The 14170-nt window shown below is 46.1% G+C and carries 13 protein-coding genes; 7 read left to right on the top strand and 6 right to left on the bottom strand.

What is annotated here, in order from left to right; genetic code table 11:
- Positions 1-162 precede the first annotated feature (162 nt).
- From ACMUEV_RS09025 to ACMUEV_RS09015, 3 genes are read left to right on the top strand one after another with little or no spacing between them, the layout of a single operon-like run.
- Positions 163-1119, top strand: a complete 957-nt coding sequence (locus ACMUEV_RS09025) for a cell division protein FtsX (RefSeq protein WP_199329488.1) — start codon at positions 163-165, stop codon at positions 1117-1119.
- A gap of 9 nt (positions 1120-1128) precedes the next feature.
- The gene (locus tag ACMUEV_RS09020; RefSeq protein WP_190651242.1) at positions 1129-1935 is read left to right on the top strand and encodes a DUF3598 family protein; all 807 of its coding nucleotides are present in this window, start codon (positions 1129-1131) and stop codon (positions 1933-1935) included.
- Between the two features lie 26 nt (positions 1936-1961).
- A complete protein-coding gene (locus ACMUEV_RS09015; RefSeq protein ID WP_190651235.1) occupies positions 1962-2504 on the top strand; it encodes a Uma2 family endonuclease in 543 nt (180 codons plus the stop codon).
- A 9-nt stretch (positions 2505-2513) separates the two neighbouring features.
- Here the strand turns inward: ACMUEV_RS09015 and aat are convergent, their stop codons facing one another.
- Positions 2514-3092: a leucyl/phenylalanyl-tRNA--protein transferase gene (aat, locus tag ACMUEV_RS09010; RefSeq protein ID WP_190651234.1), complete on the bottom strand. Its 579-nt coding sequence runs from the start codon at positions 3090-3092 to the stop codon at positions 2514-2516.
- A gap of 78 nt (positions 3093-3170) precedes the next feature.
- Here aat and ACMUEV_RS09005 point away from each other — a divergent pair, with 78 nt between their 5' ends.
- On the top strand, positions 3171-3500 hold the full coding sequence (locus tag ACMUEV_RS09005) for a hypothetical protein (RefSeq protein WP_017289443.1): 330 nt from the start codon (positions 3171-3173) through the stop codon (positions 3498-3500).
- A gap of 66 nt (positions 3501-3566) precedes the next feature.
- Here the strand turns inward: ACMUEV_RS09005 and rpsN are convergent, their stop codons facing one another.
- The 4 genes from rpsN to ACMUEV_RS08985 all read right to left on the bottom strand — a co-directional run bounded on the left by rpsN (position 3567) and on the right by ACMUEV_RS08985 (position 7150).
- Positions 3567-3869: a 30S ribosomal protein S14 gene (gene rpsN, locus ACMUEV_RS09000; protein WP_026148789.1), complete on the bottom strand. Its 303-nt coding sequence runs from the start codon at positions 3867-3869 to the stop codon at positions 3567-3569.
- 71 nt (positions 3870-3940) lie between these two features.
- Positions 3941-4627, bottom strand: coding sequence for an endonuclease III (gene nth, locus ACMUEV_RS08995; RefSeq protein ID WP_190651233.1), 687 nt, complete (start codon positions 4625-4627; stop codon positions 3941-3943).
- A complete protein-coding gene (gene rseP / locus ACMUEV_RS08990; protein WP_017289446.1) occupies positions 4624-5712 on the bottom strand; it encodes an RIP metalloprotease RseP in 1089 nt (362 codons plus the stop codon). The genes nth and rseP overlap by 4 nt, the downstream gene beginning before the upstream one ends.
- 178 nt (positions 5713-5890) lie before the next feature.
- The gene (locus tag ACMUEV_RS08985) at positions 5891-7150 is read right to left on the bottom strand and encodes a pentapeptide repeat-containing protein (protein ID WP_242044415.1); all 1260 of its coding nucleotides are present in this window, start codon (positions 7148-7150) and stop codon (positions 5891-5893) included.
- Positions 7151-7244: 94 nt separating this feature from the next.
- On the opposite strand from ACMUEV_RS08985, the gene ACMUEV_RS08980 reads away from it, so the two are divergent.
- Positions 7245-8960, top strand: a complete 1716-nt coding sequence (locus ACMUEV_RS08980) for a tetratricopeptide repeat protein (RefSeq protein ID WP_190651229.1) — start codon at positions 7245-7247, stop codon at positions 8958-8960.
- 234 nt (positions 8961-9194) lie between these two features.
- Positions 9195-11300, top strand: coding sequence for a hypothetical protein (locus tag ACMUEV_RS08975; RefSeq protein WP_190651228.1), 2106 nt, complete (start codon positions 9195-9197; stop codon positions 11298-11300).
- A 201-nt stretch (positions 11301-11501) separates the two neighbouring features.
- Here the strand turns inward: ACMUEV_RS08975 and ACMUEV_RS08970 are convergent, their stop codons facing one another.
- Positions 11502-13778 (bottom strand): substrate-binding domain-containing protein, encoded by a 2277-nt coding sequence (locus ACMUEV_RS08970; RefSeq protein WP_190651227.1) that lies wholly within the window; start codon positions 13776-13778, stop codon positions 11502-11504.
- Positions 13779-13960: 182 nt separating this feature from the next.
- On the opposite strand from ACMUEV_RS08970, the gene ACMUEV_RS08965 reads away from it, so the two are divergent.
- Positions 13961-14170 carry a Nif11-like leader peptide family natural product precursor gene (locus ACMUEV_RS08965; protein ID WP_017289452.1) on the top strand — a complete coding sequence of 70 codons (210 nt, stop codon included), beginning with the start codon at positions 13961-13963 and terminating at the stop codon, positions 14168-14170.

Here is a 14170-nt window from a genome sequence, read left to right as displayed (position 1 = left end):
CCTAAAAATCTGATCGAAGGTCGGAGTGATTCCGTGTTGGTTCTATTTTAGCGTCAGTTTGATGAATTTGCTGGCTTGGGTGTGCGCAAGTTCATCTCGCTAAAATCCCCCAAAACTAGGAAGTTTCAGTTGAAAACATCTCGCATCCCACGGCAATTTCGGATGCCCGATTCAATTGAGCAGGCTACAAGGGTCTTCGCACTGAAAGAGAGACATGGCGCGATGCGGTTCTTCACAAAGTTAGAGTATTTGCTGCGGGAAACGTTTTTAGGATTGCGACGTGGAGGCTGGATGAATTGGGCAGCGGTCAGTATGGTGACTGTGCTGCTGTTTTTGTTCGGAATGAGTTTACAGGCTTCTTGGCAACTAGAGAGTTTATTAACTCAGTTTGGTAGCCAGCTTGAAGTGTCAGCCTATCTCGAAACCGGGGTGTCAGCAGATGTGTTGCGATCGACTGTTGAGAGATTTCCTGAAGTTGCGTCAGTTGAGGATGTGACCAAGGAAGAAGCTTGGAGCCGATTGGTAAAAGAACTCGGCTTATCGAATTTACGAGATGCAACGCAGCAGCTTGAAGGCAATCCACTGGTCGATGAATTGAAAGTGAAAGCGCGATCGTCGGAAGTGGTTCCGGCTCTGGCAGAGAAATTAAAAAAAGTGCGCGGAGTCGATGAAGTGCAGTACGTGAGTGAAGCCGTGCAGCGGATTGCTCAACTCAACACAGGATTTAATCGAGTCAGTACGGCGATCGTGGGACTGTTGACTGCAACTGCGATCGCGGTGATCAATACAACGATTCGGTTTATCGTGGTCGCACGTCGAAAAGAAATTGAGATTATGCAGTTAGTTGGCGCAACTCGAAGCTGGATTTATTTGCCATTCTTGGCGCAGGGAGTGGCATTTGGGATTTTTGGCTCGGCGATCGCATTTGCTCTGATTCAAGGCATTCAAAAACTGATTCGCAATCAACTGAGTGGACAAGCTGAGTTTGTTCAATTTCTGACGACGGGAGCCACTCGCCCGATCGATTTGATTGCGCTACCTTTAATTTTGCTGACGTTTGGTGGACTTGTTGGACTCCTGGGTAGTATCTTCGCTGTGCGGCGATTTGCAAAAATTTAGGAGCATTGAATGAAGTCTCAATGGGACTGTTTGCTGGAGAATCTAGGGGCTTGGCATGGTTCATTTACACGGCTTTCGCCCTCTGGGGAATTGATTGAAGATACTCCCTCGATCGTGTCTTTCACGGGACTCAATGACAATCGAACCATGCGGCAAATTGTCCGCCTAGAGCCAGCAGATCAGCCCGTAAGCGAGAAAGTTCTGGAATACAGTACGCTCGGTCGAAATATTCTGTTCTTTGAGAACGGCGCGTTTTCGTTCGGCTCCATTCAGCGCGCGCCTTTTTCCGAATTTGGGGCAGAGCTAGGATTGATTCATGGCGATCGTCGATTGCGTTTAGTTCAACTCTTTGACAAACAATCGCAGCTTTCTGGATTAACACTCATTCGCGAAAAGCTTGCAGAATCCGAGACTCTAGAACGTCCGCCGCTTCAGGTTGAAGATTTGATCGGAACTTGGAAAGGAGCCGCAACGACGATTTATCCAGATTGGCGATCTCCTGATACTTACACAACAGATTTAAAGGTTTGGCGAGAAGGCGATCGCTTGAATCAAGAATTACAGTTCGGGCGCACGATCACAACCAGTGCCTTAATTGAAGGAACGATTCTCAAGTTTGACAGTGGCAGTCAGATTGTCATGCTCCCTGATGGAGCTTCTTCCAATTGCCCAACCGAAGTGAAATCAGGATATCCCTTTGTTTTAGAAGTAGGTTGGTTATTGCAGCCCGATCTGCGTCAGCGTTTGATGCGAAGCTACAGCCATAAAGGGGAATGGGTCAGCCTCACATTAGTCACAGAGCAGAAAATTAGCTGATAATTGAAGAAACTCTAAAAACAGTTATGGCACTTACCGTTAAGGATTTAGAAGTACTCCAGCAGCACTGCCCTGACTATCGAATGGAGCTAGTGAATGGAGAAATTATTGTTATGAGTCCTTCAGGTTACGAATCTGATGAAGTTGCAGCCGAAATGATCCGGCAGCTTGGCAATTGGGTCAGACCCAGAAAACTCGGAAGAGTTACAGCTTCGAGTGCGGGTTTTACCCTGCCGAATTCTGACACCCGCGCTCCAGACGCTTCATTTGTTCAAGCCGAGCGATTACGCCGCAGTCCTCAGAAATTTGCTGAAATCACTCCCGATCTCACCGTCGAAGTCAAATCGCCAAGTGATAGTGTTTCAGGACTCAGAAAAAAAATCGATGACTTTCTCAACCTCGGAACCAGAGTCGGACTCTTGATCAATCCCGAAAAAGAATGGGTTGAAATTCGTCGCAGTAATCAAGAAGCGATCGTCCTTCACAATGGCGATATCATCACCGTCCCCGAACTCCTCCCCGGTTGGGAAGTCAAAGTCGAAGATCTTTGGTCACCCAAATTTGATTAAATCGCTGGATTAAATCAGCGAACACTCTCTCTCCAAAGCCTGCCGCAACAGATCCTTGTAGCCGCGATTATTAATCACATAAGCGCCAAATCGTTCTAGATGCGGATTCATCATCTGAGCATCAAATAACACAAAATTCCGCGCTCTCAAGTGTTCCACTAGCTTCACCATCGCCACTTTCGAGCCATCTGGAATCCGAAAAAACATCGACTCCCCAATAAACGCCCCTCTCAGAGCTAAGCCTAAAATTCCGCCTGCTAACTTGCCATCTTGCCAAGTTTCAAAGCTGTGCGCCCATCCCTCCTGATATAGCATCCAATAAATTTCTTTCAAATCATTAGAAATCCAAGTCGTTTCGCGATTGGCACATCCCTCTACGACTTCCATAAATGCTTTGTTAATCTCAACTGTGAAGCGATTCTGATTCAATACCCGCCGCAGCGACTTGGGATATCTAAATTGATCGTCGAGGGGAATTAGAGTCCGTTCGCGGCTGGTATACCAAGCTAAATCTTTACCTGACTCATCAGACATTAAAAAATAGCCTTGAGCATAGCCTTCGAGAATCGAGGACACATCGACTTGCATAACCTGGCTCCGGGGAGGCTTTGAAATAAAGAATCTACGATATAGTTTGAATTATCTTGTTAGTCTGGGGAACGCACAATGGTCGAACCCATTCCACCAATCACATTACCGCCTGCAAAACATCCGGAGCAGGAGGCGGTTTGGCTACAAGCGAAATTGCAACAGTGGCTCGATGAAGAGTTTCTTCCAGAACCCGCAAATCATCGAATTGCAGAACGCGCCGCTCAAATTTATATGCGTCAACGCATGGAAGACGAAAACGATCTCGGATCGCTGGTGATCGCGATTATTTCAGAGATGCAGGCGTATGATTTTTCTGACAGTTTTTATGGTGAATTTGCGATCGCCAACGCGGTTAGTGATCTGTTAATGGATAGCTTAGGCATCGATCGCTGTTGCGGACAATAGAATTTCGGATTTTGGACTGCAAGCCTGTGATCTCACGACATCCAAAATCCAAACTCTAAACTCGTCTTACCAACTTGACTTAACCACACCCGGCAACAATCCCGCGTGTGCCATTTCGCGAATGCAGTGGCGTGACAGCCCGAAATCACGATAAACGCCTCTCGGACGACCGGTTGCCCAGCAGCGATTCCGCACCCGAACTTTTGCACTGTTGCGGGGAAGCTGTTGAATTTTGCGGTGAATCTCCAGCTTTTCAGATTGAGACGTAGCTGCCGCAAACTGCTCTTTCAAAGCTGCACGCTTTTCGGCGTACTTCTCAACGAGACGTTCGCGCTTTCTCTCGCGCTCAACCATGCTCTTCTTAGCCATGAATGAATTTTGAACCCTTTGATAAAAGACACTATTTTTGATTCTACTCAATAATGCTCGTTTCTAGTGAGTCAATTTCCAGATAAATTCGCAACCTTCTTCGTGGGCTGCCCCACATGGGCGGATGGGCAGATATCGACGAGAACACAGCGATCGCATTGCGGACTGCGCGCATTACAAACGGCACGACCATGATAAACCAAGCGGATCGACCAATTCTCCCAATCGGGTTGGGGTAATAGTTTCATCAAATCCTGCTCAATTTTGACGGGTTCTGTATGTTTGGTTAACCCGAATCGATACGATAATCGCTTCACGTGGGTATCGACCGTTACGCCCAGATTTACGCCAAAGGCATGAGCCGAAACCACGTTTGCCGTTTTGCGGGCGACTCCAGGCAGGCTCGTCAAATCTTTCATGGAGCGCGGAACTTCTCCGCCGAATTTTTCCATGATCATTTGACAAGCGGCTTGGATATTTTTGGCTTTGTTGCGGTAAAAGCCCGTCGATCGCACTAAAGTTTCTAACTCAGAAACGTCAGCGCCTGCCAATGCCACCGCATCAGGAAAACGGCGAAACAAGGCAGGCGTTACGGTATTCACTCGTTCATCGGTGCATTGAGCCGCAAGGATCGTTGCTACCATCAGTTGAACCGGAGTTTCATAATCTAAAGTACAAGGAGCTTCTGGATAGAGCTGTTTGAGCCGCGCCAGAATTTCTAAGGCTCGTTGTTTTTTTGCGGAAATTCGACTTGTCACTGTGGAATGAGATTCACCGTGTCACGGATGATCAGAAAAACGCCTAATCCCAGTAATAGCACTAATCCGGTCTGCATTACGCCGTCTTGGATTTTGGAAGGAACGGGTTTTCCTCGCAGTCCTTCGACGAGCAGAAACGCCAGTTGACCGCCATCTAATGCAGGCAGAGGCAAGATGTTAATAATCGCCAAGTTAATGCTGATCAGAGCCGTGAAGTTGAACAAACTCGCAAAATCGGTTTGGGCAATTCTCGCTCCGGTTGCCACGATCGCGACTGGTCCTGCGACTTGCTCAGCGGTATTTCTAAAGTTGCTCAGGAGTTGTCCAAATCCACCGACGGTCAAGACTACAATGCGCTGAAACTCATTTGATGCCATTGTGAAAACCGCGATCGGGTTAGACGGATGTTTGTAATAAACAACTTTCCCGTTCGGCTGTGTCTTGAAATGCGGCTGTAATTTGACTCCAATTTTGCCTTTACCGCTTTCATCTTTGGGAGTCAAAGTGACGTTAACGGGCTGTCCTTTCCGCTCGATCGAGAGTTGCAGCGGTGTCCCTGGGCTCGATTCGATCGTTTGCCGCAACGTATTCATTGCCGTTTCCGATGCACCGAGAGGTTTGCCATTAATGGCGGTGACGACATCCCCGTTTTGCACACCTGCTGCGGCTGCAACGCCTTCAGCGATCGCTTCTGGCACGATTACGCCAGGATTGTAGTCGATCGTCGGCAGTCCAACGAATGCCATCTGTCCGACCAAGATGAAATAAGCAAAAACGAGGTTTGCGATTACCCCTGCGCTGATCACAATTGCGCGATCAAGCACCGGACGATTTTTCAACAAATTCGGATCATTGGGCGGAATAGTGCTGTCTGGATCATCATCGGGAAAGCCAACAAATCCGCCCAGTGGCAAAGCCCTGAGTGCATATTCTGTCTGCTCGCCTTGATATTTCCACAGAATCGGACCAAATCCGATCGAGAATCGATTCGCGTAGATACCTTGAAGTCTTGCTGCAAGGAAGTGACCGAGTTCATGAACAAAAATCAGAACCGCTAAAAGAAGGATTACCGCCAGAACAGACATAAGCAGTGAGATTAAGCCACGATGAGATACGTTCTCTCTATTCTAAAGGGTTAATCTTGTCGTCATGGAGTCTGCGTCAAGAAATCCGATAAAAGGAGTAGATGAATCATGCAGAAGAATCGCGATCGTACGTCTCCCCCATCTCCCCACTCCCCGCAAAATCAATAATCCCCCCTTCTCAACACCCTGCCTTCCGACCATCCGGCATCGTTGCTTGGCAGAAGTTGGTAAACTCAAGCTGAATGCCGTTCAGTCGCACCTTGTCTAGATTTGCTTGGGAAAAATTGGTTCGAGTGAGATTTGCATAACTGAGATTTCCATCACTGAGATCGGCTTTGGTTAAGTTTGCCTCCGTCAGGTTCGCATGAGTGAGATTTGCACCCTTCAGATTGGCTTCACTTAGGTTGGCTCGATTCAAGACCGCATGACTTAGGTCTGCACCGCTGAAGTCAATGCCTTGCAAATTTAATCCGCTTAAATTGACTCCTCTGAGATTGACTCCACGTAATTTCAGTCCTTGCATTTGGATGCTTTGAAAGTTACTGTGTGCGAGATCGGATCGACTCAGATCCGCTCCGCGTAGATTTGCTCCTGTTAGCTCTACGCCGATCAGTCTGGCATCGCGAAGATCAGCCATGAATAGGTTACTTCCTCGCAATTGACTTTGCTCAATGCGGCTATGGGTCAGCGTCGATCGCATTAAATTCGCTGCATTCAAATTACTTTCAGTCAAACGAATGCCGCTGAGGTAAGCATGACTTAAATCCGCTTGGCTGAGATTTGTTTTTTGAAAAATAGCGTTACGTAAATCCGTTGCTCGAAGATTCGATCGCTGTAAGTTTGCTGCGACAAAACTCGCATTCTTTAAATCACTGATGAAAAAGCTGGTTCGATTTAACTGTGCTGAATCTAAGATTGCATCCGTGATCAGTGCATCTTCCAGCGTCGCTCGTTCTAGATTGGCTCCAGTAAGATTTGCATTTCTCAAATCTGCTCCATTGAGATTTGCGCCTGCTAAATCTACTTTTTGTAAATCCGTAACTTCTCTAGGACGATTGATCAATTGATGTACTAACCGCCATTTCTCAGCTAAGACCGTACGATCGCTAAATCTAACTTGCTTAAGCTGCGCACCTTCGAGATGAGCCTTGTCTAAATCAGCATCTTCTAAGTTGGCACCTCGCAGGTCAGCATTCGTGAGATTTGCTTGATTGAGAAATGCACCTCGAAGATCACCATTCCGTAAATTCGCACCTCGGAGATTTGCCCCTTGTAACTGTGCGCCTCGCAGATAAAAGCCTCGTAAATCCGCATTTTCTAGGTTGCATCCAGCACATTGCCGAGTTTCTTTTAACTGTTTGATATGTTCTGGTTTTGCTGCCATAGCGGATGTACAGAGCATTGCAAAACCAATCAGAGCTAGGAGCATTGTTTTCATCGTATATTTACTCAAAAATGCTTGAATTTGAGTGCCCAGAGCTACCATATTACTGTGGATAAACTTGACCAGAACAAAGTTCTAAAAACTGATCATGCAGGATATTCTTCGCCTTCTTAGTGCTGGTTTGTGGATGGCTGCGATGCAGGTCGCCTTGTCTTTTCCGGCAATTGCACTTCAAGATAAACTGAAAGACTTTGATTACTGGTCAAATCTATGTGGGTTACTTGCCGATTCAGAAAAGTATGAGGAAGCTTTAGCTGCTTGTGAACAAGCGATCGTACTCCGTCCAAAAGATGCTGGAATTTGGGCAGAGCATAGCAATGTTTTGTTAAAGCTGAAAAAATATCCTGATGCGATCGCATCTGCCGATCGCGCTTTAAAGTTTGATCCAAAAATATCCCTCGCGATGACCTATCGATGTATGGCGTTTTCAGCGTTAAATCGCCAGGATGAAGGACTTGATAACTGTAACCAAGCACTCAAGATTGATGGAAACTGGGGACGAAAATCTCCTTATCTAGCTTGGCTAAATCGCGGCATGATTTTAAGCCAGCAAGGACAATTTGAGCAAGCTTTGAATGCTTACGATCGCACATTACTGCTAGAAGAAAAAGATTCAATTACTTTGGCATATCGCTGTGAAACATTAACGCAGTTGAAACGCTACGAAGATGCGGTTATCTCTTGTCAAACTGCTTTAGCTGGAAATGGACGTTGGGGAGATAAGAGTCCTGCATTTGCTTGGTATCATGCGGGAAATGCCTATCGGTTATCGAATCAGTTGACTTCTGCGATCGCGGCTTTTGATCAAGCGATTAAGTTTGATGCAAATGATGCCTTAACTTGGAATGCTCAAGCCCTGGTTTTAGAAGAGTTAGATCGAACTGCTGAAGCACTCACATCTTACAATCGAGCGATTCAACTGAAAGAGAAACTATCAGTGGCATTGGTCGGACGCTGTGCCATGTTGAATCGCTTGCGACAGTTTAAAGAAGCATTGACAGCTTGTGATCAAGCAATTCAGGGAGATAGACAGTGGGGACGATGGGGCGCAGCTCAAGCTTGGGATCAGCGTGGACAGGCTTTGTTGAATTTAGGACAAGCAGAAGAAGCATTAGCATCAGCAAATCGAGCCGTTGGGATTGCTCCAACCTATGCAGAAGCTTGGAGCAATCGCAGTGTGGCACTGTGGGTTTTACAGCGATATCCAGAAGCGATCGCGGCGACTCAAGAAGCGATTCGGCTCAATCCAACTTATGTCTCGGCTTGGTTTAATCGAGCGACGATTCTCAGAGCAACCAAAAATTATGCAGATGCCGTCATAGCATACGATCAAGTTTTGAAATTAAATCCGCGCCACGTTTCTGCTTGGGCAAATCGAAGTGCCGTACTCTGGCATTTGAGACAGTATGAACAAGCTTTAGATTCAGCCGATCGCGCGATCGCATTAGATTCGCAATTCATTCCATCTTGGTTTAATCGTGCGATCGCACTTACTGCGATGAACAAGTACAGAGATGCAATTGTAGCTTACGATCGAGTGTTGAAGCTCAATCCGAAAAGTGCAGAAGCAATGACGGGGAAAGGTGTTGCATTGTGGAATTTGAAACAATATCCAGAGGCACAGGCAACTTTGCAAGCTTCGTTGAAATTAAATCCGAATCAAGCGATCGCGCAATCGACTTTAAAGTTGGTGATCGCAGAGGAGCAACGAGCTAAGCAACCGAAAGTTTGTGTTGATAAAAGTAAACCTTGCGAGCCGAAGCAAGCTCTTGATCCGTCGTGGCCGAAGTTCTCTTCTCCGTAACTTCTTCGTGACAAGAAATCTTTCGTCTTCAAGATTTTTGGAATCTAACGGAATTCTCAATTCTCACTCAACTCGGCAGATCGATATTTCGATCGCGAAATTTAAGTATAAATAAGAACACCCATAATTTACGGCAGTAACCAGTAGGCTTAGGAAGCATTTCCTAGAAATTGCGAGTTCTTAAGAGCTTACATGACTTGGGGGCATTTACAATTTAGTAACGACCTAATCATCATGCTACCAACGTTTTATTCTCTCTGGCATAGACTGAAGGTATGTAATCTTAGCTTACTTATTATTATTGCTATTGCTATCAGTTTAGTATCATACCCCGCAGCAGCTTGGGCTTGGAAGCCAACAACTCACGTCTATCTGGGCAAACAAGCACTGGATGATGCATTAGATGACGGCAAAGTTACAATTCCTCGCGTGGACTATAATAACGGGCAAGTGACTGGAGAAGTCGGAACTTACCAAGTTGATCCCACAATTCTTGCTGCTCTCCGGAGCAATGCACCTCAATACCGAGCTGGAATTTTGGGTCCTGATGCCTATCCCGATATTTTGACCGGACAGCAAGTGATCCACCCATCGGCTTCAGAGACAAAAATTGCAGGAGGACCTAATGCATGGTTAGCCTACTTATGGGGTCGAGCCAACACTGCAAATACTTCAGCAATCCGAGCATTTACAGTCGGCTATCTCACTCATGCAGCAGGAGATATGTTCGGACATACCTTTGTGAATAATTTCTCAGGCGGCTCCTTTGCCATCACACCTCCTGAGGGACCTGCTAATGCAGTAAAGCATATTGTCGTAGAGGGCTACACTGACAAACGAGTCGATGCCCGCGCAATGGATCGGAATTTTTTCAATGTCAGCATTGATGGAGTCAGCGATTTCATTTATCAAAACATGATCGACGCTCGACCAGGGACAGTTCTCGATGGTCAGTTGCTACGAGCCGGAGGAACAGGTACAGATCTGTCTGTTCCTCGAATTTATTCAACGCTGCGGGCTAATCTTCAGCGCGATATCAGTGCTTACTATGCCAAGAAGGCAGACTACGATCGCCGCGCTAATGCCTGCAAACCTCTGGATTTTAGCTGTAGCCGAGTTGCGATCCTGGCTGAAAAAGGTACTTACGTTGCGACGAACGGAATTCAAGTCACGTACAAAGAAGCTTGGCGGGATGATATTGATAGTGGTCTGAAAGCTTGGCCTGGGGTCAGCCATGAAGTTGCAAAAGCATTATTTTTTAATACTTCGCGATCGGCAGATACGCAGCGAGCTGAAGCAGTGTTACAGAAATATGTCACTGATCATTTGCTCTCCATGTCGGGAGCGCCTGATTTTGTGGGTTTGACAGCTAATGCCATCAGCAGTATCGTCGATGCGATTACACCAGACTTTCTCTTAGAACCGATCCGTAAACTGAAGGAAGATCTGCTGAATACAATGCTGAAATCTGCGATCGGGATGACCAAGCAAGAACTGAAGGAGTATCTCACAAGTCCAGACAAATACTTTGATCAGGTGTTAGGTCGTGGATCTGGAGAAAATACCAACTTGAAAAGCTTCAACGCCAATTACCTAAAAATTAAGGACACAGGTTACACCAACCCGAGCGAATCCTTCAATGCCAATGTCGTTCCTGCGGCTTACAATACGATCGTGATGAGCAAACTCATCCTACTGGGTCAAAGCGAAGTGAATCGCCTACTCAGCGATTTGAAGAGTTCCGCGCGCCTTCAGCAACCTAATGTCATGCTCGGCTTTATTAGTACTTTGGATGGGGACAATCAGTGGGCAAGCGGAATGGTCTTTGCCCAAGATTGCAATGCTTATCGTCAGATCTTTATGAAACAACCTGGTGAAAAAGGCGCTTGTGCTGGCAATGCATCTGTAAATCCTCCGACTACACCTCAAAAGGTAAGCTTACGAGGAATCGTGCATCTGCAAAATATCGGTGATGTCCCATTTCAGAATGATGCTTTTGCGGGAACAAGAGGTGAATCACGACGCTTAGAAGGCTTCTCTCTGCAAATTTCTGATTCAATCCCGGGTCTGGGCATTGAGTATATGGCGCACATCCAGGATATAGGAGATACACCTTGGGTAGGAAGTGGTCAATTCGTTGGAACAAGAGGCAAGTCTCAAAGGTTAGAAGGCTTTGCTATTCGGTTAACGGGTTCTGCCGCCGCAAACTATAACGTCAATTACTTCTGCCACTTACAGGATATTGGCGATACCCCTGTGCGATCGAATGGTCAATTTTGTGGCACGCGAGGTGAATCGCGCAGACTTGAAGGCTTACAAGTTTGGATACAAAAGAAGTAAAACGTTCTTGATTCCGTTATCACTTGCGATTTTCATCTTGACCGCGTGACATTAGAGTTTGCGAGGCATGTGTTTGTGGGTCAAAAAGAGCAAATTGATAACTTGCAAACAACTACACTCTTCTACTTTCAAAGCAACTCTCCTATCGCCAAATTTTTGCCCGACTGCAAATGGTTTTCTACCTGCAATCGGGCAAAAATTTTAATCTTGTAATGGCACTAGACCCGTTTGAGCGAGTAATTTCTGTCCTTCCTGAGTCTTCAGAATTTCCGCAAATTTCGCGCCTATCTTTGATCGATCGTTGTCTTTCGAGTAAATCACCACGATTGGATAAGTCAGCGGATACTGTTGCGATCGCATCACTTCGCGATTTGCCGAATAGCTTCCCTTTTGATTGCACAAATCCGTACTTGGACGAATTGGCTCTTGAGGAAGCTTGAGCAATTGGATCGCTTTGTGCTCTTTGGTTTGAAGAGATAAAGGATAAACCGCACATTGTCCAAATACTTTACTCAAAGGCGCAAATCCAATTCCTCCAGTTCTGCCTTCCTCAAAATCCCGGAGAATCGATCGCAACATTGGAAAATGCGACTGTTGAGTTACGCCTTGACCCGAAATTGCGTCTTGGCTCGGAAGTTTTTTACCTTGCAACACTCGATTCTCAAAAAGCTGAACGGCTTCTACATCGGTTGGAGCATAGAGTTTAATCGGTAAGGCAGATCCGCCAAGCTCCTGCCAGTTACTCACTCTCGCTTGATAAATCTGTTTTAATTGATCGAAATGAAGCTGCCCGTTTAATTGACTAGGTAGCCCTTGCTGACGTTCAACATAGCTAAAAGCAACGACGACCGCTAATCCGTCATAAGCGATCGCTTGATACTCTAAGTCTGCGGATTGGTTCGGAGGAAGAGGCACGATCGCAAAATCTACTGTTCTTGCCTGAACTTTTTGAACTGCTTGATCGATCGAATCGGATAGCTCTAATGCTAATTGCAATTTAGGTTGGGCAGCTTTTAATTTTGCTTCTAGCGTTTGACCCTGCTCAATCAGATCAGGCTGTTGCAGGACATAGCTCCAAGTTCCATTTTTAACTGCGGTATATTTGAACTGTCCTTGTGGGATGCTAACCGCATTGATACAGCAAGGAGCAGGCGCTTCAGGAGACTGAGTTGCCGCTGATTCTGCTTTGGGCAAAAATCGCCAAGCCATCACACCTAGTGCCACAACACCCACCAGTCCAAGCAGAAGAAGCGCCAATTTTGGCATTCGATCTTTTGGCTCAGGAGCAAGTTGAGCCGAAGCTTTGGCAATCTGCTGTTCTGAAGCTAAATCCAGTAGAGCTTGACGAGCGATCGCAGCACTTTCAAACGGAGATTCCATTTCGAGCGATCGTAATAGCCAGTGCTTAAACGCTGGCTCTACATTCATCCAATGCTCTGGAGAACCAGGATCAAATGGCTTTCCGGCGGCATCAAACTGTCCACCGAGAAGAAGATAAAATCCAATTTGTCCAACTGCAACTAAGTCACTCGCAACCGTTCGAGGCGGAAGCTTAATGAATGGCGGAACGCTCAAATCTTCCCATAATGCTAGGTCTGAAAGATAGAGAAACAGTGTGGGGGATGCGTGTGCAGTAGGGGGTATCAACCCGAGTGAATCGTCTTGCTGAGCAACTCGAATAGTATCGAGCCGTAAATTACCATGAGCCATTCCAGCTTGAAGTTGTCCAGCCGGAAGACGAAATCGTTGTACATGAAGCAGTTCTAACGTTTGTAGAATCTGATTCAGGATTTGCTGTACTAACTTTGCAGGCATGGCACCTGTTTCTGATAAATACGCTTTTAGCGTCGGGAAATGATAGCGATCGTCGAAAATTAAATAGCAGCGTTCAGTCGTTGGATCAGCAATTGTTTCAATCGGGCAGAGTAATCGAGCATCTTGGGAGCGCCCATCTGCTAGGGTTAATCCGGACAGTCGTTTGAAAGTATCTTTCTGACGGTAGCGATCTGTTGAATTGAAGTATTGATCAGGGAAAATATATTCTTTTAATGCGATCGCCTGCTTCGTCTCAGTTTGGGTAGCAGCATAGACTCTCGCCATGCCTTGTCGATCGATCCAATGTTCGATTTGATATTGACCAAATTGACCTGCAATACGGGATTGTTGAGGCAGTTGAGTGGGGAATTTACAGGTTTCGCAGTGTAAGGTTTTGGAGGTTTCTCGACAGCGGAGCGGATCACCTTGAGTACAGCGATATTGTTGATAAATTGAATCAAAAATCGAATGACTGCTAGATTTATCCAGTTCAGGTTGAACGGATTCGGGCGGGAACCATTGCGATCGAATTGCATCGAGATCAGGGCGGAACAGAGCCACTGTGTAGAGCCGATCAAATCTAGCTTGGCGGAGTTCAGCGGGAGACTGCCGGAAGTAGGAATTGAAAATTCGTTGTTGGATAGAAGAAATGATCGGCAGCATTCGCCCGATACCTACTTAAGAAGAAACATACAATCTCGATCTGAAGGGTAGATGTATGTTGAAAGATCATCAACGATAGCATTACGGAGAAAAAGTTTGTTGCAGTTTTGGATTGCTGAAATAAGATTGTCAAAGCACTCGATCGAGAACAATCCGTGCAGTTTTAGCAAATGGAGTCAATCATGGCAAAGGAACAAGTAGTCAAGCTATTTCGGGCAGCGCAAATGAATCCAAGTTTGCGAGATGAGTTAAATACAGCACCGGATGTCGATACCTTTGTCAAACTTGCGGGTGAGCGAGGTTATGAATTTACGACTGAGGAATGGCAAGAAGTCGTGCGCTTTTCAGTAGAAGAATTGAAAAGCCACGTCTCAGAAATTCCTGGAATCTAG

The organism is Leptolyngbya sp. FACHB-1624, from assembly GCF_047649235.1.
Classification (GTDB): Bacteria; Cyanobacteriota; Cyanobacteriia; order Leptolyngbyales; family Leptolyngbyaceae; genus Leptolyngbya; species Leptolyngbya boryana.
The sequence above is the reverse complement of the archived record's forward strand: the minus strand, read 5'-3'. Positions and strand labels throughout refer to the sequence as shown.